Below are 23,973 nucleotides of genomic sequence, written 5' to 3'. Positions count from 1 at the left end.
CCTCGACATGGGCGAAGCGAGAATATTGCTGCGTGACGCGCCGGTCGCTGCTGCCAGCGGCGCTGCCGAGGTCGAGCGCAAGCTGAGCGTGACCGAGCTGTTGTGGAACGACGGTTTTGTCCGCAAGACCGTTATCATCCTGTTCCTGGCGGCGATCTGGGAGGCCTACGGCGTCGCCCTCGACAATCCGCTGCTGTTTCCGACGCTGCACGACACCATCGTCACGATGTATGAGCGCGTGAAGGACGGCACGATTCCAATGCGGGCTTGGGCCTCGCTGAAGGTCCTGTTCATGGGCTATTCGGCCGGCATCGTGCTCGCCGCGATCTTCACCGTGCTTGCGATCTCGACCCGCATCGGCACCGATTTCCTCGAGACCGTCACGGCGATGTTCAATCCGCTGCCGGCGATCGCGCTGTTACCGCTGGCGCTGATCTGGTTCGGACTCGGCAACGGCAGCCTCGTTTTCGTGCTGATCCATTCGGTGCTGTGGCCGGTCGCGCTCAACACCCATTCCGGTTTCAAGAGTGTGTCCAACACGCTGCGCATGGTCGGGCGCAATTACGGCCTGCGCGGGCTGCCTTATGTGGCGAAAATCCTGATCCCCGCCGCCTTCGGCTCGATCCTCACCGGCCTCAAGATCGGCTGGGCCTTCGCCTGGCGCACGCTGATCGCGGCCGAGCTGGTGTTCGGCGTGTCCTCGGGCCAAGGCGGGCTCGGCTGGTTCATCTTCGAGAACCGCAACCTCCTCGACATACCCGCCGTCTTCGCAGGCCTCTTGACGGTGATTATCATCGGGCTCTTTGTCGAGAACCTGATCTTCCGCGCCATCGAGCGGAACACGGTCCAGAAATGGGGCACTCAATCATGACCAAGAAGAAGAAAACACCCGACCAGCTCCGCAGCGCGCGCTGGTTCGCGCCCGACGATCTCCGCTCGTTCGGCCACCGCTCCCGCACCATGCAGATGGGCTACGCCCCCGAGGAGTGGAAGGACCGTCCGATCATCGCGATCCTCAACACCTGGTCGGACGCGCAGCCCTGTCACATGCACTTCAAGTCGCGCGTCGACGACGTCAAGCGCGGCATCCTGATGGCCGGCGGCCTGCCGCTCGAGCTGCCGGCGCTGTCGCTATCGGAATCGCTGCTCAAGCCGACCACGATGCTCTATCGCAATCTGCTGGCGATGGACGCCGAGGAGCTGCTGCGCAGCCATCCCGTCGACGGCGTGGTGCTGATGGGCGGCTGCGATAAGACCACGCCCGCGCTGCTGCTGGGCGCGACCTCGATGAACATCCCGGCGATCTATCTGCCGGCAGGTCCCATGCTGCGCGGCAACTGGAAGGGCAAGACGCTGGGCTCCGGCTCGGACGGCTGGAAATACTGGGACGAGCGCCGCGCCGGAAAGATCTCCGACAAGGACTGGCTCGACATCGAGGCCGGCATCGCCCGCAGCTACGGCACCTGCATGACCATGGGCACGGCGTCGACCATGACCGCGATCGCCGAGGCCATCGGCATGACGCTGCCGGGCGCCTCCTCGATTCCGGCGGCGGACGCCAACCACATCCGCATGGCCAGTGAATGTGGCCGTCGCATCGTCGAGATGGTGTGGGAGGATCTGACGCCGAAGGTGATCCAGACCCGCAAGGCGTTCGAGAACGCGATCGCGGTCGCGATGGCGATGGGCTGCTCCACCAACGCGATCATCCATCTGATCGCGCAGGCTCGCCGTGCCGGCCAGGACATCGGTCTCGACGATTTCGAGATCGCGAGCCGCAAGGTGCCTGTGATCGCCAACGTGCGGCCGAGCGGCGATGCCTATCTGATGGAGGACTTCTTCTATGCCGGCGGCCTGCCGGCGCTGATGGGCCAGATCAAGCCGCATCTGCATCTCGACTGCATCACCGTCACCGGCCAGACGGTGGCTGAGAACATCGCGCATGCCGAGGTGCACAATGACGACGTGATCCGCTCGGTCGACAATCCCATCTACAAGGAAGGCGCGCTCGCCGTGCTCAAGGGCAATCTCGCGCCCGACGGCTGCGTCATCAAGCCCTCCGCCTGCGCGCCGCGCTTCCTCAAGCACACCGGACCCGCGCTGGTGTTCGACGATTATCCGTCGATGAAGAAGGCGGTCGACGATCCCAATCTCGACGTCACCGAGGACCACATCCTGATCCTGCGCAATGCGGGGCCGCAGGGCGGACCTGGCATGCCGGAATGGGGCATGTTGCCGATCCCGACCAAGCTCGTGAAGCAGGGCGTGCGCGACATGGTGCGCATCTCGGACGCGCGCATGAGCGGCACCAGCTACGGCGCCTGCATCCTGCACGTTTCACCGGAGTCCTACATCGGCGGCCCGCTGGCCCTGGTGCAGAACGGCGACCGCATCACCCTCGACGTCGCCGCGCGGACCATCAATCTCGATGTGAGCGAAGCCGAGCTCGAAAAACGCCGCGCCGCCTGGAAGCAGCCCGAGCGCCGCTTCGAGCGCGGCTATGGCTGGATGTTCACCAAGCACATCAAGCAGGCCAATGACGGCTGCGACTTCGACTTCCTCGAGACCGATTTCGGCGCGCCGATCGGCGAGCCGTCGATCTACTAACACCGTCGTTCCGGGGCGCGAAGCGAACCCGGAACCTCGAGATTCCGGGTTCGCGCCAAGTGGCGCGCCCCGGAATGACGAACGAGAAAGAAAGCGCCAATGACAAAACTCAGCGAAGCCACCCGCAACAAGCTCAAATCCGTCTCCACCGCCACCGTCGCCACCGCGCTGTTCAAGCGCGGCCTGCGCATCCAGATGATCCAGGATGTGCACCCGCTCGGTCCTGACCAGCCGACCATGGTGGGCGAGGCCTTCACGCTGCGCTACATGCCGGCGCGCGAGGACCTCAACACCATCGACGTCTTCAAGGACCGCTCGCATCCGCAGCGCAAGGCGGTCGAGGACTGCCCGGCAGGCAGCGTGCTGGTGATGGACAGCCGCAAGGATGCGCGCGCGGCTTCCGCCGGTGCGATCCTGGTGACGCGGCTGATGAAGCGCGGCGTCGCCGGCGTCGTCACCGACGGCGGCTTTCGCGACTCCGCCGAGATCGCCAAGCTCGGCATCCCCGCCTACCACCATCGTCCCTCGGCGCCGACGAACCTCACGCTGCATCAGGCGATCGAGATCAACGTGCCGATCGGCTGCGGCGATGCGCCGGTGTTTCCCGGCGACGTCATTTTGGGCGATGCCGACGGCGTCATCGTGATCCCCGCGCATCTTGCCGACGATATCGCCAACGAGACGTTCGAGATGACCGCGTTCGAGGACTTCGTCACCGAGGAGGTCGGCAAGGGTCGCGGCATCTTCGGTCTCTATCCTGCCACCGATCCGCAGACGCTCACCGACTTCGCGGAATGGCGGAAGAAGAACGGCAGGTAGTTTACACTCCGTCGTCGTCCTGGCTTTCGCCAGGACGACGACGGGGCTACACCCCGGCCTCCGCCATTCCCGCCGCCCACAGCGCGAACGCATAGACGATCGCCACCTCGTCCAGACGATCAAATCGCCCCGAGGCGCCGCCGTGGCCGGCGCCCATGTTGGTGCGCAGCAGCACCGGGCCGCCGCCGCGCATGGTGGCGCGCAGGCGGGCGATCCATTTGGCGGGCTCCCAATAGGTGACGCGCGGATCGGTCAATCCGCCCATTGCAAGGATGGCCGGATAGGCCTTCGCCGCGACATTGTCGTAGGGCGAGTAGGACAGGATGGTGCGAAAATCCTTCTCGCTCTCGATCGGGTTGCCCCATTCCGGCCATTCCGGCGGCGTCAGCGGCAGCGTGTCGTCGAGCATGGTGTTGAGCACGTCGACGAACGGGACCTCGGCGACGATGCCGGCGAACAGCTCGCCGGCGCGGTTTGCCACCGCTCCCATCAGCATGCCGCCGGCCGAGCCGCCATGGCCGACGATGCGCTTTGCGCTGGTGTATCTTGCGTCGATCAGCGCGCGGGCGCTGGCGGCGAAATCGTCGAACGAATTCGTCTTCTTCTCGCGCTTGCCGTCGAGATACCAGCCCCAGCCCTTGTCGGCGCCGCCACGGATATGGGCGATGGCATAGACGAAGCCGCGATCGACCAGCGACAGGCGGTTGGCGTTGAACGAGGCCGGCATCGCCATGCCATAGGAGCCGTAGCCGTAGAGCAGGAGCGGTGCCGATCCGTCGAGCTTCAGCCCGCGGCGATAGAGAATCGAGACCGGCACCTCGGCGCCGTCCTGCGCCTTCGCCATGATGCGCGTGGTGACGTAGTCGCTCGCATTGTGGCCGGACGGGATCTCCTGGCGCTTGCGCAAGGTCCGCGTCCGCTTGGCCATGTCGTAATCATAGACCTCCGACGGAGTCGTCATCGACGAATAGGCGAAACGCAAGTTCGTTGTCTCGAACTCGTAGGAGCCCATCGTGTCGAGCGAATAGGCGGCTTCGTCGAAGGCGATGGCGTGCTCCTCGTTCGATGCGAGATCGCGGATCACGATCGCCGGCAGCGCATTGGCGCGCTCCAGCCGCACCAGATGGCCGGCATAGAGATCGAGGTCGATGATGTAGATGCCCGGACGATACGGGATCAGATCGCGCCAGTTCTTCCGTTCGGGCGAGCCAAGCGGTGCGGTGACGATCTTGAAGTCGATGGCGTCATCGGCATTGGTGAGGATGAAGAGCTGATCGCCGCGATCGGCCAGCGAATATTGCACGCCTTCCTCACGCGCCGCGACCAGCCGCGGCGGCGTATCAGGGCTTTCGAGATCGATCAGCCGCTGCTCGGAGGTCTCGTGATCGCCGCCCGCGATCACGCAGAAGCGGCCGCTGGTGCTCTCGTGCAGATGGGTGAACCAGCCGGAATCCTGCTCCTCATAGACGAGCGTGTCGTTGGCCTGTTTCGTCCCCAGCCGGTGCCGCCACACCTGCATCGGCCGGTGATTGTCGTCGAGCTTCACATAGAAGAAGCTTTTCGCGTCCTTGCTCCAGACGATGCCGCCGTCGGTCTCCTCGACGAGGTCGTCAAAGTCCTTCCCCGTCGCCCAGTCGCGCACGCGGATCGAAAAATATTCGGAGCCTTTGGTGTCCGCGCTCCAGGCCTGCAGCTTGTGATCGGGCGAATGCCGGCTGCCGCCGAACTTGAAATATTTGTGGTCCTTGGCGAGCGCATCGCCGTCGAGCACGATATGGCCGTCGCCGCCCTCGCGCGGCATGCGGCCGAACAGTTCGTGCTGCCCGCCCTCGCGAAACCTGCGGAAATAGGCGAACTGGCCGTCCGGCGACGGCACGCTGGAATCGTCCTCCTTGATCCGCCCGCGCATCTCGCGCACCAGCGTCTTCTGCAGCGCCGCGGTATGGCCGAGCAGGCTCTCGGTGTAGACGTTCTCTTCATCCAGATATTTGCGGATGTCGGGGTCGATCACCCCGGGGTCGCGCAGCACCTCCTGCCATTTCTCGTCCTTCAGCCAGGCATAGTCGTCGGTCACGGTGATGCCGTGCCGGGTAAAGCTGTGCGGCCGGCGCCGGGCGACGGGGGGCTGGGAAGGTGTCTTGGTCTGGGTCACTCGATCCTCATCATCTCACGTCCGTACGGCGCCTCTTCCTTACCTCTCCCCGCCTGCGGGGAGAGGTCGGATTGCATCGGAGATGCAATCCGGGTGAGGGGGTACAGGTCTCTCGACCATCTCGCGTGTGGAGAGAGGCCCCTCACCCCGATCCTCTCCCCGTAAGAACGGGGAAAGGGGGAATTAGCACAGCGTATCCCACCTTATATCGTCCCGATTCCGCGGATTGCCAGCGTCGCTGCGCCAAGGACCGGACAAAGGACTGCGCCAAGTCGCCGGGTTGTTGATCGCCCCCTTGTATGCTTTAGGGGCAGTACCCCGCCGCCGGTCCAGCCTGATGCTGTTCAATTCCTACCCGTTCATCCTGCTGTTCCTGCCGGCTGTGCTGGCCGGGTACTTCTGGCTCGGGCGGCGCGGCAATCTGACCCCGGTGATCTGGCTGGCGGTCGCCTCGCTCGCCTTCTATGCCATCGGCAATTGGCAGTTTGTCGCGCTGCTGCTGGCGTCGATCGCCTTCAACTACGGTGTCGGCCATCTCCTGATTGCAGCGGAGCTCATGCCAACGCAGCGCCGGGCGGCACTTGCCCTTGGTGTCGCCGGCGACCTCCTCGTGCTCGGCATCTTCAAATATGCGGGCTTCGCCGCCGACAATCTCAATGCGCTGCTCGGCACGCATGTCGCGGTCCACATCCTGCTGCCGGTCGGCATCTCCTTCTACACGTTCACCCAGATCGCGTTCCTGGTCGATGCCTATCGCGGCCAGGTCGCGCGTTATGCCTTGCCGCATTACGCGCTGTTCGTGACCTATTTCCCGCATCTGATCGCGGGGCCGATCCTCCACCACAAGGACATGATCCCGCAATTCGAGCGGGAGGAGTCCAAGCAGCCGCACGCGCATCTGATCCTGTGCGGAATCATCATCTTCGCCATCGGCCTGTTCAAGAAGACCTGCCTTGCCGACGGCATCCAGCCCCTGGTCGCGCTCGCCTTCGACGCGCGCTCGCCGAGCTTCGACCAGGCCTGGTGTGGTGCGCTCGCCTACACGTTCCAGCTCTATTTCGACTTCTCCGGCTATTCCGACATGGCGATCGGGATTTCCCTGATGTTCGGCATCTTCCTGCCCGTCAACTTCAACTCGCCGTACAAGGCTGCGAGCATCGTCGAGTTCTGGCGCCGCTGGCACATGACGTTGTCGCAATTCCTGCGCGACTATCTCTACATCCCGCTCGGCGGCAACCGCCGCGGCCACGTGCTGCGCTATGTCAATTTGCTGATCACGATGCTGCTCGGCGGGCTCTGGCACGGCGCGGCCTGGACATTCGTGGTGTGGGGTGCGCTGCACGGCGCCTATCTCTGCGTCAATCACGCCTTCAGCGCGCTGGTGCAGACCATCCCGTCGCTTCATGCGCGCCCGGTCCGGATCCTTGGCGCCGTGCTGACCTTCCTCGCCGTCGTCGTCGCCTGGGTGTTCTTCCGCGCCGAGCGGGTCGATTGGGCGTTGCGGATCGTCAGTGCCATGGCTGATCCCTTGAACATCGTCCTCGGCCGCGAGGAGATCGCGGCGCTGGTGCAGGTCGCGATCTATGCGGCGCTGGTGTGGCTGGCGCCGAACACGCAAGGAATCATGGGCTACGATCACGGCAACCGCAGGGTCGGCGAAAGCTTGCGGGCAGGGCGCATGCGGCCGCTGTTCCTCTATGGTGCATCGCTCGTGCTCGCATTCGGACTTCTGGGCATCCAGAGCCACAGCGAATTCATCTACTTCCGGTTCTGATGCGGGGATCGTTCACCAGCGTGATGCGCCTTCTCCTTGCGAGCGTCGCGTGCGTGCTGGGCGCCGCGGCGCTCACCTTTGCCGTCGATCCCCTGCAACTGTTCCGCCCGTCGCGCCTCGTCGCGCCGTTCTATTCCGACGACACGCGCATGCAGAATGCCGGGCTGATCCGCAGCCAGTCGTTCGACACCGCCTTCATCGGCACCTCGCTCGCGATCCATTTCCGCCAGAGCGACATCGACCGCGCGCTCGGCGTCCGTTCGCTCAAGCTGGCGATGACCGGATCCAATTCGCGCCAGCAGGGCTTTGTGCTGGAGCAGGCGATCGATCGCGGCGCCCGGCGCGTGATCTGGGCGATGGACGATTTCAGCTTTGTCGATGCGGCCGGCATCGAGGCCGATCCCTATCTGTCCGTCGATCTTTATCGGAGGACGGCCAAGGGGATCGCGGCATATCTGTTCAGCGGGCCGATGGCGAAGGAATCCCTGTTCGCGCTGCTGCGGTCTGTCCCGCCGCTGCGGGAGCCGCTGAGCCGTGCGGCGCCGTTTCTCCCCGTCAAGTTCGCGCTGTCCGACGTCGACGACATCTACGCGCTGCCACGGGATTTCGACGTCGCGCGCGCCTACAACGCCGAGAGGACACGCGCCGCCTTCGCCTATATCACCGATCCGGTGCGCAGCAGCTTTCTCGGCGAGGGCTACGAGCGTGACGCCATGATCAGGCATTTCGAGCGTGACGCCGCCAGCCTGATCACGCGCCATCCGGACGTGACCTTCGACGTCTACTTCCCGCCCTATTCGATCCTGCAATTCGTCGCGATGCGCGATGCCTCACCGGCGACGCTGACCATCGTCACCGATCTTACGGCCCGCATCGCGCAGCGCCTGACGCAGCTTCCCAACGTGCGCCTCCACGATTTCCGCGCGATCAAGGCGGTGACCCACGACCTCAACAATTACGGCGACGTCATCCACCATTCGCCGGCCGTGGACGCGATGGTGTTGAAATGGCTGGCGAGCGGGGAATACCGGGTCGATCCGAAGGCGCCGCTCGCGTCGCTGGAGGAGCTGAAGGCGCAGGTCGAGGCGTATCGCGTCGAGCGCTGAATCTTAAGTCGCTGCGAATGTGAGGCTCAGCCCAGCCACGACCTCTGCCGTCGTCCCGGCGTAGGCCGGGACCCATAACCCCAGGGAGAGGTTATCGCGCGGGCTGGCAACTCCGACTCTTCGCCAAACTGCATCCTGTGGCTGGGTCCCGGATCGGCGCTCCGCCCCGACAACGCTACGCGTTGCCAGAGCTGCGCTTGTCCGGGACGACGGCGGAATTTGCGCCTACGCCGCCACCTCTTCGCCGAGATACGCGACCGCCGCCTCCAGCCCGCCCTTGCCGTGCGGGATCTTCAGCGCGTTGAGGCCGATCTCGACCACCCCCAGCGTGCCGAGCAGCATCGGCGCGTTGATGTGGCCCATATGGGCGATGCGGAAGGCTTGTCCGGAGAGGTCGCCGATGCCGGTGCCGAGCACCACGCCGCACTTGTCCTTGCAATAGCGTTGCAGCACTGCGGGATCATGGCCGTTGCTCATGGTCACCGTGGTCACGGTGTTGGAGCGCTCGCTGGCTTCGGCGATGTTGAAGCCGAGCACCTGGCCTTCCGTCCAGGCGGATACCGCGCGGCGCGCGGCTTCGCCGAGCAGGCTGTGGCGGCGGAAGGCGTTTTCAAGCCCTTCCTCGTGCAGCAGGTCGATCGCCTTGCGCAGCGCGAACAGCAGATGCACCGGCGCGGTGCCGGCATATTTGCGATAATTCTCGGTGCCCTCGCGCTCGCTCCAGCTCCAATAGGGCGTCGACATGTTCGCCTTCTTGTGCACCTCGAGCGCGCGCGCATTGGCGGAGACGAAGCCGAGGCCGGGTGGCGTCATCAGGCCCTTCTGCGAGCCGGACATCGCGACGTCCACGCCCCATTTGTCCATCTCGAACGGCATGCAGCCGAGCGAGGCGACGGTGTCGACCATATACAGCGCGGGATGACCGCTCGCCTTGATCGCCTTGCCGATCGCTTCGATGTCGTTCTGCACGCCCGAGGCCGTATCGACCTGGACGACGACGACGGCCTTGATCCTGTGCTCCTTGTCGCGGCGCAGGCGCTCCTCGACCTCGTGCGGCCGCACCGCGCGACGCCAGTCGCCCTTGAGCACCTCGACCTCGGCGCCCATCAGCGCTGCCGCATTGCCCCAGCCGATCGCGAAGCGGCCGCTCTCCAGCACCAGCACCTTGTCGCCGCGCGACAACACGTTGCTCAGCGCGGCTTCCCAGGCGCCATGACCGTTGGCGATGTAGATGTAGGACTTGCCCCTGGTCGCAAACAGTTTCGAGATGTCACTGAGCAGGCTCTCCGTCAGGTCGAGCATCTCTTTGGAGTAGATGTCGATCGCCGGACGATGCATCGCCCGCAGCACCTCGTCGGGCATCGTGGTGGGCCCGGGGATGGCCAGAAATTCCCGGCCCGCGCGAACGGTCATTGCTGTTGGTCCTTGTTGCTGGAGGACAGGCTGGTGGGTCGCTCGAGTCGTACTTTTACGCGCTGCTGGAAGCCAAGAAAAGCACGCAAAATGCAGGGCTGGGTTATCGTTTGGTCTCGCGGCAGCCGGCGGCTTCCGCCTCCTCCACCGAGCAGAACCAGCGGGTGCCCTTGCTGATCTTCATCTTGATCTGGGTGTACCAGCGGCTGGTCGGCTGGTGATAGATGCACTCGCCGGCGGTGTTGACGTTGCCCTTGATGGTGCAGTCCGGCGAGGGCGCGACCGGCCCCGAGGCCGAAGCGAGCAGCACGGCATGCGCTCCCTCCGGCGGCTTGGTGGCGCCCAATATCGTCGTCTTCTTGTTGCGCACGCGCCAGTCCCAGGGCGCAATGAAGGCGCCCTGCCACATGCCGGCCTTAGCCTCACGCGCGGCAGCCTCGTCGGCGTCGTAATCGTGCGAAACGCGGGTGTAGGACAGCGCCCAGCCGCTGCGCACCAGCCATTTCTGGATGTCCTCGCCGCCGACCTCGCAGCGCGCCACGGTGCGGCCGCGCCGGTCGATCGCGCGGGCATGACAGACCCAGTTCTTGCCCTCGGTGTATTTGGCGAGCTCGTCGCGTGCCGCGATCCCGCAGGTCCAGCGCTCGGTATGGGTGTTGAGGCAGAGCTGGTCGGACGACGGCGCGTCGATGCCGCCGAGCCGGACCCTCGTGTTGCCGATCACGACGGAATCGCCGTCGCGGACCTTTGCGGTGCCGGTGATGTCGGCGGCCTGGGCGAGCGTCGGGGCGAGCAAAGACAGCGCAAGCAGGAATTTTCGCAACATGCCGGTCCAGTGTTCAGGAAAATCTCGATAAGCCGCGCAATTGTGGTCGGCTTTTGGCCGCCCGGCCAGCGCTTGCCTAACGATTAAGCTTTCAACTTCCCGTCATTGTCGTGGACGCCACTTACCCTCCCCTGGAGGGGGAAGACACGTTACCCCCGCGCCATCGCCCGCCTCGCCACCGCCAGCGCCATCAGCACGAACGCCGACGTCACCTCCGGTCCGCCCACCAGGATCCGCGTCGGCGTCTTCATCTTGTTCCATTCATAGGCGCGGAACGGGCCGCGGCGGCCGCCTTCGCCGATGGCGCCGACGATGACATTCAGCGCCGGCGCGAAGGCCCGCGGGTCGGCGCCGAGATGGCCGAGCGCGATCAAGGCGAGTGCGGCGTCGAACACGTTCATCTCGGCGGCCATCAGCTCGCCCTTGACGTAGGAGAGCACGCGGTGGCGGATGAAATCGAAGTCGCCGTCCGGATCGATCGCCGCCTGCGCCGCCAGCGGCAGCGCGAGGAAGGCGGCATAGCAGCGGCCGAAATAGGCGCTGTAGAGTTCCGGCAGGTAATAGATGTGCGAGCGCGGATTGGCGAAGGCGCCGCTGGCCGCGAGCCGCTTCTGGAAGCCGATGATGCGATGCACGGTCGCAAGCCGGGCCGGCGTCTCCAGAATCTTCCAGCGCACGAGGTTGCGGAAGCTGACCTCTAGAATGTCGAGATTGAGCGTCGGATCGAGATCGTTGCCGTAGGGCCGTTCGCCCCTGAGATTGTCGATCCAGGTCGCGACCCCGCCCTCATAGTCGATATTGTCATTGAGCGGCACGGTCACGCGCGGCTCGTTGACGCCGGCGCGCACCTGGTAACTGCTGTAGAAATCCAGCAGCGGCTGGTCGATGATCGGATCGGTGCAGCCCGCCTGCGTCGCCGCCGAGATCGAGCAGGCCGTGGTGTCGCAGTCCGGCACATAGACGCCGAAGCCGAGATCCTGTTTGATCTGGGCGAAGAAGCGGGAAAAGCGCGGATGTGGCGCGGGCGCGAGCGCGGTGATGACATTGAAGCGCGCACCGTCGGTGCCCTCGACCTCCTCGCGGCTGATGTTGACGCAGAAATCGACCATGTCGGCGATGGCGCGCTCTGCCGCCGTCTTGTCGGCCGGTGAAGCGAGCCCGGTCTCAACGAAGCTGAGCAGCGCTTCAATGAAGAACGCATCGTAATAGGCCGAGCGGTGGCGGATCTGCACCGGCTCCCACATCGGCTCGGCGATGCCGGTCCAGGGCGGATTGACCACGGCGGCTGCCTTCGAGCGCGCGATGAAGACGCGGGCGAGATTGAACAGCAGTGAGGAGTTCTTGTAGCCGCGCGCGTTCAACCCGGTGAGCGCCATGGTCAGCTCGCGTCCGCGGAAATCAGGGTCGCCGATCAGGTTGAAGGCGGCATAGGTCGGCAGGAAACCGTTCTTGCGGTACGAGCCGAGCAGATGCTGCGCGCAGTCGCGGATCACGCCGTCGATCTGTGAAGCCTGCGGCATGGCGCCGACGAACAGCGCCGGCGGTGGCCTCGGATGGTCGAGCGTGATGCTGTCGACGAGATCGGCGACGGGCTGGCCGACCGCCGCCCAGTCCGGCTCGGCCTCGTCGCGGGCGCGGGTGAGTGCCTCGCGCAGCCGGGTGAGCTTGGCCTCGTTGCGCAACTCGGGCAGCCCGGCCCGCCGGAGCAGCACCCGCAGCGCGGGATTGCCGAGCGCGGTCTTGTAGAATTTGGCCAGATGCGGATCGCCGCTGGCGGGGCCTGACAATACGGGATCGCAGACGTCGTAAAGCGAGGGGCCGTCCTTCCGCGCCGTCAGCGCCCGGCAGGCGGCGCCGGCAAAATAATGAAAGCTCATGAAATACCTGGTCGCGGGGCCTTGGTCGGGGACGGCCGGTGCGCTCCCATCTGCGCACCACCCCTGCAAGTCTTTGAAAAAGCTACCCGGATTCGCAGGAAAAACAAATGTGATGGCAGTCACGGAAAAAGTCGGCACGAGGGCTGCATGATCAGAGCCCGGAAGGCTACGGGGATACCAAAAACGGAGAAATCCAGGTCAGGTAATTAACTAACATCTTCAGCGACTTAGCTCAAATTTTGGGCAATCTATTGCGGGACACCCTATATCCCGTTAAAGGTTTGTTTGGTGCGGCGCCGCAAATTGCGCGCAATTCGGGGGCACTCCCCCGGCCAATCCCTCAAACCTAAAGACGCTATCGCGCTACTCAACCTGTATGCGCGCGCGTGGCCGGTCTTTGGCACTGACAGGAATGAAGCGAGATGAATGTAAGGCAGCTCGACATTTCCCGACGCACGATTGCGGTGGCCGCAGCCCTCATCGGCACGGTCTCGCTCGTGATCGGCGCCCATGCTGCCCTCAACATGCGCGCGCTCGATGCCGCCAAGGCTGTTACGACCGACCAGGTCACCGGGTCGATCGGCCAGGCCTCCCGGCTCGCGCTCGTCATCGGCAATGGACATTATCCCGACGCCAACGCGCCGCTGACGCAGTCGATCAACGACGCCCGCGCGCTGTCCTCGACCCTGCGCAAGAACGGCTTTGACGTCGACATGGTGGAAGACGCGACCAAGGACGACATGGTCCGCGCCGTCAACCGCCTGAAGTCCCGGATCAAGCGCGACACCGTCGTCATGCTGTTCTTCGGCGGCTACGGCGTGCAGGCCGGCCGCCAGAGCTACATGCTGCCGATCGACGCCGTGATCTGGAAGGAAAGCGACGTCCGCCGCCAGGGCGTCTCTATCGACGGCGTGCTCGACATGATGAAGGAGCAGGGCGCCAAGGCCAAGCTCGTCGTCGTCGATGCCTCCCGCCGTAACCCCTACGAGCGCCGCTTCCGCTCCTACAGCCACGGCCTCGCGCCGATCAGCGCGCCCGACAATGCGCTGATCCTCTCCTCCGCTTCGCCCGGCAAGGTCGTCGACGACGGCAAGGGCGAGCATAGCGTGCTGGTGAGCGAGCTGCTCGGCAACCTCGCTGCGCAGGGCAGCGCCGAAAGCGCCTTCAACAAGACCCGCGTCGCCATCTCCCGCGCCTCCGAAGGCGACCAGGTCCCGACCGTCTCCTCCTCGCTGCTCGAAGACGTTCATTTCGGCGAAGCCGGCGGCTAGTTTTTCCCGGCGATTGTAGGGTGGATTAGCGAAGCGTAATCCACCACTTCTTTCTCAGAGCGGAAAGCAAAGAGGTGGATTACGCCTTCGGCTAATCCACCCTACGATATGCGTGTGTAGCGCACATCTGCCCCTACACCGTCATGGCGAGCGCAGCGAAGCAATCCAGAATCTTTCCGCGGAAAGACTCTGGATTGCTTCGTCGCAAGAGCTCCTCGCAATGACGATCGTGGCTGCTACTTCGCCGCTTCCGCGGCCATCACCGGGCGCACGGGATCGCCTTCGCGGAGTAGTGCGCCGGCGCGAGCGACGACGACGTCGCCTTCGTTGAGGCCGTCGCGGACCTCGATATTGCCGCCCGACATCAAGCCGATCTCGACGCGCTTGGTCTCGACGCGGTTGCGGCGGATCACCTGCACCACGGTGCCGGCGGACGAATATTGCACGGAGGTCAGCGGCACCGCGACGTTGCAGCTCTGCCCGGTCTTGATCAGCGCGCGCCCGCTCGCATTCAGCAGCAGCCGCTTCTGCGAGGAGATGCCGATATAGACCATGCCCTGCTGGATGTTCGGCTCGACGGTCGGCCCGATGCGGCGCACCTTGCCGTCGATGTCGCCGGCGCCGGCGATACGCACGGTCGCCTGCTGATTGACTGCGAGCTTGCGCATGTCGGTCGTCGCCACGAGGCCGACGAGATCGTATTCGCTGCGCGCCACGATCGTGAACAGTGCCTCGCCCTTGGCCGAGGCGAGGTTGCCGATCTGCGCGGTCGAGGTGGCGATCACACCCGCGACCGGCGCGGTGACCTGAAGCGTGCCGCCTTCGGGCAGCGCGAGGCGCGCCAGCACCTGGCCGGCGGTGGTGGTCTCGCCGGCTTCCGCCAGCACTTCCGTTACCTTCAGGCCTGGACGTTCGGGCCGCACCGAGGTCTCCTCGCGCGCGATGATTGTGCCGGTGGCCTCGACGATGTCGGAGAAGCAGGATTTTGCGACCTTCAGCACCGTGACGGCCGGCCCCTTGGGCGCGTCGTCATCGGCGGCTCCGGCCGGATATTGGCCGAAGACGAGCACTGCGGCGATGGTTGCGGGAAACAGGGCTCGAACAGCGGCACGGGGCAAATGGCGCATCGGAAATTCCACGGGGGCTATGCCTCCAATCGATAGCAGATGGCAGCGGCAAGGACTACGGCAGCGTTGTCCCAAAGCGGGATGCCGCGCCGCCCGGGGCTGCCGCGGCAAGTCTTTGATTAGTCGCGGGATTGGAGAACAGGTTCGCTCGCCGCCGGGCAGGGCGCGGCGGCCGCACAACTCGTGGTTCGAGATGGGATGCGACGGTTCTGCCTGGCTGCCGGTCAGCTTCGGCGATCGCCGAGCAGCTTGCCGGAGGAACGGTCGATCAGATGCAGCCGCGTGCAGGCCGGGCAGGGTACGGACACGTGCGTGCGATCGGCCGGCTCGTCGCCAAGCCGATGCTGCACGTTCATGCCGGTCTGGGGGCACTTGAAGACAATATGACGGTCCATGACCGTCATATGATGAAAAGCCCCGGACTTTGAAATTACGGATGATTACTTAGGCCGGCCGCGGCCCCTCACGGCAGGCTCAGGAACTCCACCCAGTTCGGCTTCTTGCCGGTGGGGTAGGATTTCAGCTTGCTGAGCGCGCCGCTGCTCTGGTCGATGGCATAGACCGTCATGCCGTCGGACAGCTCGCCGACCGCGGCGAGGTAGCGGCTGGACGGATCGATGTTGAAGCCGCGCGGCTGCTTCTCGGTCGGCACGCTGCCGACCGTGGTCAGCTTGCCGCTGGCCGCATCGACCTTGTAGGCGGTGAGCGTATTGGTCGTGCGCTCGGAGGCGTAGAGGAAGCGCCCGTCCGGGGTGATGTGGATGTCGGCGGCCCAGGGTTTCCCATTAAAACCCTCCGGCAGTGCGGTGGTGCGCTGGATCTCGTCCCATGCGCCGCTCTTGGCCTCATAGGTGAAAGCAGCGACATCGCCGTTCAGTTCGTGGATGAGATAGACGAACTTGCCGTTCGGATGGAACACGAAGTGCCGCGGCCCCGATTTTTCCGGCACCTTGTAGTTCGGCGGAGCGCTCGGCGTGAGCGTACCGGTCGTGACGTCGAACGCGAAGCTCAGCACCTGGTCGGAGCCGAGATTGGTCGCGAACACGTAGCGGTTGTCGGGCGAGGGCAGGAAGGCGTGCGCGTTCAGCCCGGTCGGGATCACCTGCTTCGGCTCGCCAACGACGCCGTTCGCGGAAAGCGGATTCAGCGCGACCTTGTTGCCGCCATAGGAGGCGCTGAACAGGACCTTGCCGCCGCGGTCGGTTGCGATGTTCGCCATGCTGTCGGCGAGCGGCCCGTTGCCGACATGGCTGAGCTGGCCCGTCTTGGGGTCGATCGCAAAACTTACCGCCTGGAACGGCTGCGAGCGGACGCCGGCAATGAGCACGCGGTGGTCGGGTGTGATCGCGAGCGGCGTCGAGGAGCCCGGCTTTTCGACGCCCGTGAAGGCGGCGGTCTGCACCGGTGTCATCTCGCCGCTTTCGGACAGCTTGAACACGCTGATGTCGTTGCTGTCGGCATTGCCGACATAGGCAAAGGTCTCGGCCATGCCGGCGCGAACTCCCGAAATGAGGGCAAGGAAGGCGAGGGTGGTGGCGATCGCAGCGCGGGGCGTTTTGGATGCGACGCAGCGTGTCGGTCTCGGCATGGGCGTTCTCCTCGGGGCCAGTGCGGCATTGTTGTTTTGTCGCAGAGGATAGCGGCAGGCGCCTCGCCGCACCAAATTCCAAATGAGATCGATCGATGCCGAAATGGTATCGGTTGCGTCGCGCCGAAGGCGGCTACCGCACCGCGGCCGTCAGGTTGCGGAAGTGCAGATTCGGGCCGGCGGGATGGTCGGGCGGCCCGAGCACGGTCCACACGACGACCGCGAGCAATGCCGAGGTCAGGATGGTCCAGGCGACGAGTCGTTTGCGCATGGCGAAAATCCGTCGGTCGAATGTTCGATGCGCCGGGGCGCGTGTGAACCATCGTGCACTGCAAACGGCCGCGCCTCTATGAACTCGTTCACAGCCCAAGGGGATGAAAGGGTCCGCGGGATGAGGATGTCGTGGCAAAGCGCCACACCGGTTAAACCGATCGCAAGGTCTCTCCGACAAACTTGAACAGCGCTGCGCTTCCTCTGCTCTATCTCAGGCCGCAGGGCCACATGATCGCTAGGGAACGGCAGCCCCCTTCCCGCCGTTACCCCTGATCTCGCGGGCGGAGGACGCCAAAACGGAGGCTGGCACGTGTTTTGGATTTATTGGGACACCGCCTGGTCGCTGATCATCAGCGGCATCATGTTCGCCACCATCGTCACGCATCCCGACGCCGAGTTCGTCGAAGTGCACGCGGCCAAACGGCTGATGTGAACTTTCGTCCCGACAGGGATGCTGTTCCCCGATCGCCGGCTTCGCCCGAGGGCGACGTCTGCGGTCCGAGGTCCGGTTTGGACTCGCCTCCGCTTCCGGACCTCGTCCCGCCGGGATCCCTCACTGCATGGTTGCAGCGATCTTCTCTGCCGACATCAGCACCGGAAAGTTGGTGTTGGCGCATGGCACCACCGGGAAGATCGAGGCGTCGACGACCCGCAGACCCTGGACACCCCTGACGCGGCCCTGGTTGTCGACCACCGCCATCGGATCGTCGGCCCGGCCCATGCGGCATGAGCACGAGGCGTGCCACACGCCGATGGTCGCCTTGCGCACGAAGGCTTCAAGCGCCTCGTCGTCGTTCATCACGTCATCGAAGGTGAAGCCTTCGACCACGAAATTGTCGATCAGATAGTGACGCAGCGCCGCCGGCCCGTCCATGAGCGCCGCCGCGACTCTGGTCAGGATCTTGTTCCCGGTGTTGACCACGCCGATCTTGCGGACCTTGTCGGTATAGGCGGCCGGGAACGGCTTGTCCGTCACCTTCCTGACGATTTCGCTCATCTGCACCGCCGCCATCTTGCGGAAGCCGCTCATCAGCCGATCGAGGTCGCGCCGGTCCGACAGCAGGTTGAACTCGACGATCGGCTCTGCGGAAGGGTCGCGCGAGGCAAGCTTGACCTGTCCGGTCTCGGAATAGGTCTTGTTGACGAAGGTCAGCAGCGAGCCGATTTGCGCGCCGACCGCGTGCCAGGCCGATTTGCTGAGCACGACGACGAACATGTCGCCCTTCGGCACCCCTGACAGCCCGGACGAATAGCGCAGGCCAAGCTGCATGTGGCGCCTGGTATGCTCGTTCATGCGCGCGCCGCGGCGGACAAAGGACGACAGCGAAATCGAGGGATGATCCATCAGGCGCTGGCCGACGCCCGGCAAGCCCGTCAGCACGGGAATCCCCATGTCCTTGAGGTGGCCGACCGGGCCGATACCGGCGCGGAGCAGATGCGCCGGCGAATGGATGGCGCCGCTGGAGAGAATGATCTCGCGTCCGCGGAATTCCTGCTCCCGCCCGTCGACCCTGGCCTTCACGCCGACGCATTGCGTGCCTTCGAACAGCAGCTCCCGAACTTGCGTGTTGGTGGAGATCGTGAGGTTGGCGCGCTTGCGGGTGTCGCGATCGAGATAGCCCATCGCGGCGGAGACGCGCTGCTCGGCCTGGTTGGAGTGCGTCACCGCGAAATAGCCGTCGACGAACTCGCCGTTCTGGTCCGCCACGAATTGATGACCGGCCTGCTGGAAGGCATCGGCGAAGGCCTGCGAATGCCGTGTCCAGTGCTCCCGCGGAATCCGGCGCACCGGGATCCGGCCGTCCTTGCCGTGATACGGGCCGTCGAAATCGAGGTCGCGCTCGACCTTCTTGAAGAACGGCAGCACGTCGTTCCACGTCCACCCTTCGGCACCCCGCGCATCCCATTCGTCGTAGTCGGTCGGCGCGCCGCGGTTGGCCATCTGGCCGTTGATCGACGAGCCGCCGCCGAGCACGCGCGCCTGCTCGTATTTGCGCAAGGGAGGACGCGCTTCGGTCGGATTGTTGTGGCTGACGACCTGCGTCGTGACCTTCAATTCCGTCCAGTGGAAGCGCGGATCGAAATAGGCCGTGCCCGGATAGCTGTCCCTGATCTCGGCCGGCTCGTTGCCGGGTGGTGTGTCCTGTCCGGCTTCGCAGAGCAGGACCTTGTTGGCACTCTTTGCGGAGAGCCGGTGGGCCAGCACGGACCCCGCCGAGCCGCCGCCCACGATAATGTAGTCGTACACGATTGGCGTTTCCTCTTGTTCTTGTGCTCAAGAGGTTAGCGCGGATTTATTTCGAGGTCACGCCACGGCTTTTGTTGGTGGCGCCATGAGGTCTGCAGGGTGGGACGATGCCGCGGGGCGAGACGGACAGCTAGCTTGCGCCGTCTCGCTCGATGAACCTTATTGCAGCACTTTCGGCATCACGATGACGACGTCGACCTGCTTGTCCAGCACCTGCGATGCGACCGCGGCGATGTAGGGCGAGTAGCTGTCCTCGATGTCGGACGCGACCTCCGCGTTCCCGGCGAAGGCGTAGAGCATCGTGCCCTCGATATTGTCGAAGCGGATGCCCGCGAAGACGCGATCGAACGTCTCGGCGCCGACGATGCCTGCCATGAGCGCCTGGATAGCCTGGTCCTGGACGAGTGTGAGCTTCATCATGCCGATGAGATATGGACCATCTTCCCGGATACAAGATGCGCAGCAACGATGCCGGCCTGTTCTCATTGCCCGGTCGGTCTCACGGCGTTGTCGTGCCGCCGTTTCAGCCCGCGGGCCTGGCAGCGGTCTGCGGCAGCGGCGGCTTGCGCTCCGGAAGCTTCTTTTTCGGCGGCGCCGGCAGCAAGCCTTCCCTGATCGCCTGCTTGCGAGCGAGCTTGCGGGCGCGGCGAATGGCCTCGGATTTTTCGCGCGTCTTTCTCTCCGACGGCTTCTCGTAGGAGCGCCGCTGTTTCATTTCCCGAAACACGCCCTCGCGCTGCATCTTCTTCTTCAGGACACGAAGCGCCTGGTCGACATTGTTGTCGCGAACAAGTACCTGCAATTGTGTCTCCTCGTCCGGCTGCGAAATACGGCAGTCCTGCACGCAGCCGATTGCGCAGGAGCTTCATTGCGATCGTGAGGATGACAGTGACGGCGATCTTCAGCGCCGGCCTCGAACACGCGAGCTGCTTGTCGCCGCGATACAGTTCGGGGACGACGTGAACACTCCCGGGCCGCCGTGTCAATCGATAAGGCCGCCGTGCGCGTCAATTCGCCACCTGAAGCCTATTCCGGGCCGCGCGAGAGGTGTTTTCACCGTCATCGCCTGCGCAAACGGCGCTTAAGCCGCGGCCGCCTGCGCCGACAGCAACCGCTTCAGCTTCGCGGCCGGGACGGCCGGGCTGAACAGCCAGCCCTGCATCTGGCTGCATCCGAGCTGGCGCAGCACCTCGCGCTGCGCCTCGGTCTCGACGCCTTCGGCCGTCGTCGCCATGCGGCGGGCGGCGGCCATGTGCACCACGGCCTGGACGATCGGAGAGGAGTCCTCGGGCTCGCCGATGTCGCTGATGAAGCTGCGGTCGATCTTGATCTTGTCGAAGGGGAAGCGGTGCAGATAGCTCAGCGACGAATAGCCGGTGCCGAAATCGTCGAGCGCGATGCGCACGCCGAGCTCGCGCAACTGCTGGAGGATCGTCAGCGCCTCCTCGTCGTCGCGAATGAGGACGGTTTCGGTGACCTCGAGCTCGAGCCGCCCGGGCGCCAGGCCCGATTCGGCAAGCGCGGCGGCGACCTTGAGTGCCAGCGTCTTGGAGCGGAACTGCACCGGCGAGACGTTGACGGCGATGTGGATATCGCCGGGCCAGGAGGCCGCCTCCGTGCAGGCCTGCTTGAGCACCCATTCGCCGATCTCGCCGATCAGTCCGGTGTCTTCCGCGACCGGAATGAAGTCGGCGGGCGAGACCATGCCGCGCTCCGGATGGTGCCACCGCAGCAGCGCCTCGCAGCCGGTCACGACATTGGCCGCGAGGTCGACCAGCGGCTGATAGTGCACCTCGAACTCGCCGCGCGCGAGGGCCTGCCGCAGATCGAGCTCCAGCTGCCGGCGCAGCCGCGCCTTGGCGTCGTATTCGGGCACGAAGACGCGGAAGGTGCGGCGGCCCTCGGATTTGGCGGCATACATCGCCAGGTCGGCGCGCTTGAGCAGGTCGTCGAGATTGTCGCCGTGGTCGGGCGCGATTGCGATGCCGATGCTGGCATCGGTCGGAACCTCCTGGCCCTTGCAGTTCACGGGCGCACGCAATGCGTTGAGGATCGTTTCCGCCAGCGCCGTCAGCTCGGCCTGGTCGCGGGTACCGGCCTTGACGATGGCGAATTCGTCGCCGCCCAGCCGCGCGACGAGGTCGTTGCCGCTGACGCAGGCGCGCAGGCGGTTCGCGACCTGGCGCAGCAGCTCGTCGCCGACCTCGTGTCCGAGCGAATCGTTGACGCCCTTGAACTCGTCGACGTCGATATAGAGGATCGCGAACGGCTTGCCCTCGGCAAGCTCCGCCACGCGGCGTTCCAGATGGCCGCGCATCAGCACGCGATTGGGCAGGTCGGTCAGCGCGTCGTAATGCGCCATATGCGCGATGCGTTCGTCGGCGCGGATGCGCTCGGTGACGTCGTCATGGGTGGCAAGCCAGCCGCCGGCGGCGCCGGGCTGGTTCTTGATCTCGATCAGGCGGCTGTCGGCGGTCTCGACGATCGCGCTCTGGGTCCGTCCGACACTGCCCAAAATGCCGTCGCAATAGGAATCGACGTCGCCGTCGAACGATCCGGTGTCGTGGCGGTGCTGGATGACGTCGCGGAAATAGGCCCCGGGCTTCACCACGTCGGTGGACAGGTGGTACATCTCGATGTAGCGCCGGTTGCAGACGATCAGCCGCTCGTCCTGGTCGAACATCAGAAGGCCCTGCGTCATGGTGTTCAGCGCGGTGTCGAGCCGCTGCTTCTCCAGCGAGAGCCGGCGGGTCACCTGGCGGAAGATCAGGAACAGCGTCAGGACGAGCAGGCCGATCGACAGCACGGCCACGGTGACGAAGAATTTCGTTTGCGTGCGCCAGGTGGCGAGCGTCGCGTCCAGCGACCTGGTCGCAACGATCACCAGCGGCGCGCCGGTCAGGAGGCGGGAGGCGACGATGCGGTCCTTGCCGTCGATCGGGCTCGCGAGCTGCATCGTGACGAAGGTGCGCTCGAACACGGCTTTCTGCTCGGGGGAGCCGGTGTGGTAGTTCTGCCCGATCATCGCGTCGACATGCGGAATGCGCGCAAGCAGCTGGCCGTTCTGGTGGTGCATCGCGATCGAGGAATCGTCGCCGAGCCCCGTCGAGGCAAAGAAGGATTCGAGCTGGTCGGGCGTGATCGCGCGCGAGACCATGCCGAGGAATTCGCCATGGGGGCCGGAGACGCGCCGCGCGAACACGATCGCCGGTCCGTTGCCGAACCGTCCGGGCACGACCTCGATCTCCTCCTGCGAGGTCGGGTCGGATTTGAGGCGGTTGAAATAGCCGCGGTCGGCGACCGAGATGTCGGCGACCGGCCAGCGCCGCGACGAGTTGATGAGCGCGCCGTTGGCGTCGAACACATTGGCGCCGGCGACGTCGGACCAGCCGCTGGCTTTTGCGCGCAACGCCTCGTGCATGGCGAGGGTGCCCATCTCGCTGCGGAAGACGTCGGTGGAGGCGATGCCGTGGCTTTCGAGCTCGGCGATGACGCTCTTCTGGAGCACCGCGAAATCCGCGAACTCGCGGTCGAAATGGCGGACCAGCAGGCGGACGGCACTCTCCAGGCTGTCGCGGCCGCTCTCGATCGCATTCTGCCGGAAGCGGTCGACGGTGAGCGCGGTGCCGATGGCGGTTGCAGCCATCAGCACGAAGCCGCCGACGATCAGCCATGTCAGCGGCGCCCCGCGCCAACGGCGCAGCAGCGCGCGCATCCGCGCGGTCCATCGGATCGATGTGCCCATCCAGCCCTCCCGTGGGATGCAAGATGCAGCAAAACCGACAAGACCCCGTTACCAGTGAGGGTTACGAAAATATGAATGGGAACGGAATCGGGAGGTTGGTTCTCGGGGCGGCCGATCCTTCGAGACGCCCGCTTTGGCGGGCTCCTCAGGATGAGGGCAGAGTGCGTGGCAGCAATTTTAGCGGGCGCCGATGCTGCTTAGCCTCATCCTGAGGAGACCGCGAGAAGCGGTCGTCTCGAAGGGCGAGGCGCGCGTAGACTGGCGCCAAGGAGACATATGAGATCGCCCCGCTTTGGAGGGGGCCGGCGAGGCCAAATCTCACCGCTTGATCTCCCAGTTCAGCGCCTCCGCGTTGCCCTTGGCGAACATCGCCGGCACGTCGAACTTGCCGGTCTTGAGGTCATAACGGCATTTCCAGTCGGCCAGTCCCTTCACGGCGACGTTCTTCGGATGCTTGTCCATTTCGCCCGACAGCGAGATCAGGAGGTAGCGATTGTTGGGCCAGTCAACACCGAGCCAGCGATAAGCATCTTCGGTGCCCTTCATCAGATTGGCCGAGATGTGGTAGTCGAGCTTCATGTTCTTCGTGTCCGGCCGGCTGTGGAAATAGGCCCAGGCGAGGTCACTGAGCGACTTCTTCGTCGCGCTCACGAAGGCGCCGTTCTCGACATGGTAGAGAAACAGATCCTGCTCGCCCGAGCCGGTCTTCTGCATCCGCACCAGCCATTGCGAGTCGCTGGTGAAGCGGAAGCCGGCCCCGTAGCCCTGCTCGGGCTTCAGCTCCGTCATCCGCTCGCCGTTCCTCGCCCAGGCCTGCCATTTGACGTCGAAATCCTTGCTGTCCTTCATGTACTGCTCGATCCGGGTGGCGCCGTCGGGCGAGGTGAAGGCGAGATCGGCATTGTCGGTGAGGATGTAGTCCGGCGGCGGGCCCGAGGCGGCAAGTGCGGGGGTGGCGGCGAGCATCACGGCAAGCGCCAGCCATGGCGCGGGGCGGCAGAATGCAGTCACGGGAAAAATCCTCAAAAAATAGGCCGCGATGCGGCCTCGATCATATGACGCCGACGGGGCCGCGCCGGTTCATCCGCGGCGGGCGGGAACGGAGGGCGGTAATCCCTTCGACCGTCTTGCTGCCGTAGCCAAATCG

20 protein-coding genes are annotated in these 23,973 nt (G+C 65.0%); 7 read left to right on the top strand and 13 right to left on the bottom strand.

The features are described 5' to 3' along the window. Nucleotides 1-7 precede the first annotated feature (7 nt). The 3 genes from BJA_RS01900 (at nucleotide 8) to BJA_RS01890 (ending at nucleotide 3,426) form a co-directional block, all read left to right on the top strand. On the top strand, nucleotides 8-871 hold the full coding sequence (locus BJA_RS01900; protein ID WP_011083211.1) for an ABC transporter permease: 864 nt from the start codon (nucleotides 8-10) through the stop codon (nucleotides 869-871). Continuing rightward, a complete protein-coding gene (gene araD / locus BJA_RS01895) occupies nucleotides 868-2,607 on the top strand; it encodes an L-arabinonate dehydratase (RefSeq protein ID WP_011083210.1) in 1,740 nt (579 codons plus the stop codon). The genes BJA_RS01900 and araD overlap by 4 nt, the downstream gene beginning before the upstream one ends. Nucleotides 2,608-2,706: 99 nt before the next feature. Continuing rightward, on the top strand, nucleotides 2,707-3,426 hold the full coding sequence (locus BJA_RS01890) for a ribonuclease activity regulator RraA (RefSeq protein ID WP_011083209.1): 720 nt from the start codon (nucleotides 2,707-2,709) through the stop codon (nucleotides 3,424-3,426). Nucleotides 3,427-3,472: 46 nt separating this feature from the next. Here the strand turns inward: BJA_RS01890 and BJA_RS01885 are convergent, their stop codons facing one another. Next, nucleotides 3,473-5,578: a S9 family peptidase gene (locus tag BJA_RS01885; protein ID WP_011083208.1), complete on the bottom strand. Its 2,106-nt coding sequence runs from the start codon at nucleotides 5,576-5,578 to the stop codon at nucleotides 3,473-3,475. A 337-nt stretch (nucleotides 5,579-5,915) separates the two neighbouring features. Here BJA_RS01885 and BJA_RS01880 point away from each other — a divergent pair, with 337 nt between their 5' ends. After that, entirely contained in the window at nucleotides 5,916-7,352 is a 1,437-nt protein-coding gene (locus BJA_RS01880; RefSeq protein ID WP_011083207.1) for an MBOAT family O-acyltransferase, read from the top strand. After that, nucleotides 7,352-8,458 carry a hypothetical protein gene (locus BJA_RS01875; RefSeq protein ID WP_011083206.1) on the top strand — a complete coding sequence of 369 codons (1,107 nt, stop codon included), beginning with the start codon at nucleotides 7,352-7,354 and terminating at the stop codon, nucleotides 8,456-8,458. Before BJA_RS01880 ends, BJA_RS01875 begins: the two co-directional genes overlap by 1 nt. 225 nt (nucleotides 8,459-8,683) lie before the next feature. Here the strand turns inward: BJA_RS01875 and BJA_RS01870 are convergent, their stop codons facing one another. From BJA_RS01870 to BJA_RS01860, 3 genes are all read right to left on the bottom strand, one after another. Then, complete coding sequence (locus tag BJA_RS01870; RefSeq protein ID WP_011083205.1) at nucleotides 8,684-9,871, bottom strand: pyridoxal-phosphate-dependent aminotransferase family protein; 1,188 nt, start codon at nucleotides 9,869-9,871, stop codon at nucleotides 8,684-8,686. Between the two features lie 103 nt (nucleotides 9,872-9,974). After that, on the bottom strand, nucleotides 9,975-10,697 hold the full coding sequence (locus BJA_RS01865) for a thermonuclease family protein (RefSeq protein WP_011083204.1): 723 nt from the start codon (nucleotides 10,695-10,697) through the stop codon (nucleotides 9,975-9,977). 149 nt (nucleotides 10,698-10,846) lie between these two features. Further along, a complete protein-coding gene (locus tag BJA_RS01860; protein WP_038967439.1) occupies nucleotides 10,847-12,574 on the bottom strand; it encodes a hypothetical protein in 1,728 nt (575 codons plus the stop codon). Nucleotides 12,575-12,996: 422 nt separating this feature from the next. Here BJA_RS01860 and BJA_RS01855 point away from each other — a divergent pair, with 422 nt between their 5' ends. Continuing rightward, nucleotides 12,997-13,845 carry a caspase family protein gene (locus BJA_RS01855; protein ID WP_011083202.1) on the top strand — a complete coding sequence of 283 codons (849 nt, stop codon included), beginning with the start codon at nucleotides 12,997-12,999 and terminating at the stop codon, nucleotides 13,843-13,845. Between the two features lie 236 nt (nucleotides 13,846-14,081). Here BJA_RS01855 and BJA_RS01850 read toward each other — a convergent pair whose 3' ends face one another. The 4 genes from BJA_RS01850 to BJA_RS01840 form a co-directional block, all read right to left on the bottom strand. Further along, nucleotides 14,082-14,972 carry an efflux RND transporter periplasmic adaptor subunit gene (locus BJA_RS01850; protein WP_028175680.1) on the bottom strand — a complete coding sequence of 297 codons (891 nt, stop codon included), beginning with the start codon at nucleotides 14,970-14,972 and terminating at the stop codon, nucleotides 14,082-14,084. A gap of 224 nt (nucleotides 14,973-15,196) precedes the next feature. Next, a complete protein-coding gene (locus tag BJA_RS42170; RefSeq protein ID WP_165448133.1) occupies nucleotides 15,197-15,367 on the bottom strand; it encodes a hypothetical protein in 171 nt (56 codons plus the stop codon). 68 nt (nucleotides 15,368-15,435) lie between these two features. Beyond that, nucleotides 15,436-16,560, bottom strand: a complete 1,125-nt coding sequence (locus BJA_RS01845; protein ID WP_038967441.1) for a lactonase family protein — start codon at nucleotides 16,558-16,560, stop codon at nucleotides 15,436-15,438. 133 nt (nucleotides 16,561-16,693) lie between these two features. Beyond that, the gene (locus BJA_RS01840) at nucleotides 16,694-16,831 is read right to left on the bottom strand and encodes a hypothetical protein (protein ID WP_156149861.1); all 138 of its coding nucleotides are present in this window, start codon (nucleotides 16,829-16,831) and stop codon (nucleotides 16,694-16,696) included. A gap of 312 nt (nucleotides 16,832-17,143) precedes the next feature. Between BJA_RS01840 and BJA_RS43540 the strand changes: the two genes are divergently transcribed. Then, complete coding sequence (locus BJA_RS43540; protein ID WP_256380414.1) at nucleotides 17,144-17,266, top strand: hypothetical protein; 123 nt, start codon at nucleotides 17,144-17,146, stop codon at nucleotides 17,264-17,266. Nucleotides 17,267-17,386: 120 nt separating this feature from the next. On the opposite strand, the gene BJA_RS01835 is transcribed toward BJA_RS43540, so the two are convergent. From BJA_RS01835 to BJA_RS01815, 5 genes are all read right to left on the bottom strand, one after another. Further along, a complete protein-coding gene (locus BJA_RS01835; protein WP_011083199.1) occupies nucleotides 17,387-19,081 on the bottom strand; it encodes a GMC family oxidoreductase in 1,695 nt (564 codons plus the stop codon). 159 nt (nucleotides 19,082-19,240) lie between these two features. Next, nucleotides 19,241-19,501: a hypothetical protein gene (locus tag BJA_RS01830; RefSeq protein ID WP_038967442.1), complete on the bottom strand. Its 261-nt coding sequence runs from the start codon at nucleotides 19,499-19,501 to the stop codon at nucleotides 19,241-19,243. 103 nt (nucleotides 19,502-19,604) lie between these two features. Next, nucleotides 19,605-19,883, bottom strand: coding sequence for a 30S ribosomal protein S21 (gene rpsU, locus BJA_RS01825; protein ID WP_011083197.1), 279 nt, complete (start codon nucleotides 19,881-19,883; stop codon nucleotides 19,605-19,607). A gap of 279 nt (nucleotides 19,884-20,162) precedes the next feature. Further along, nucleotides 20,163-22,826, bottom strand: a complete 2,664-nt coding sequence (locus BJA_RS01820) for a bifunctional diguanylate cyclase/phosphodiesterase (protein WP_011083196.1) — start codon at nucleotides 22,824-22,826, stop codon at nucleotides 20,163-20,165. Nucleotides 22,827-23,144: 318 nt separating this feature from the next. Continuing rightward, the gene (locus BJA_RS01815) at nucleotides 23,145-23,837 is read right to left on the bottom strand and encodes a hypothetical protein (protein ID WP_038967443.1); all 693 of its coding nucleotides are present in this window, start codon (nucleotides 23,835-23,837) and stop codon (nucleotides 23,145-23,147) included. Nucleotides 23,838-23,973: the final 136 nt, after the last annotated feature.

It is taken from the genome of Bradyrhizobium diazoefficiens USDA 110 (assembly GCF_000011365.1).
Classification (GTDB): Bacteria; Pseudomonadota; Alphaproteobacteria; order Rhizobiales; family Xanthobacteraceae; genus Bradyrhizobium; species Bradyrhizobium diazoefficiens.
This window is presented reverse-complemented; position numbering and strand designations above follow the sequence as displayed.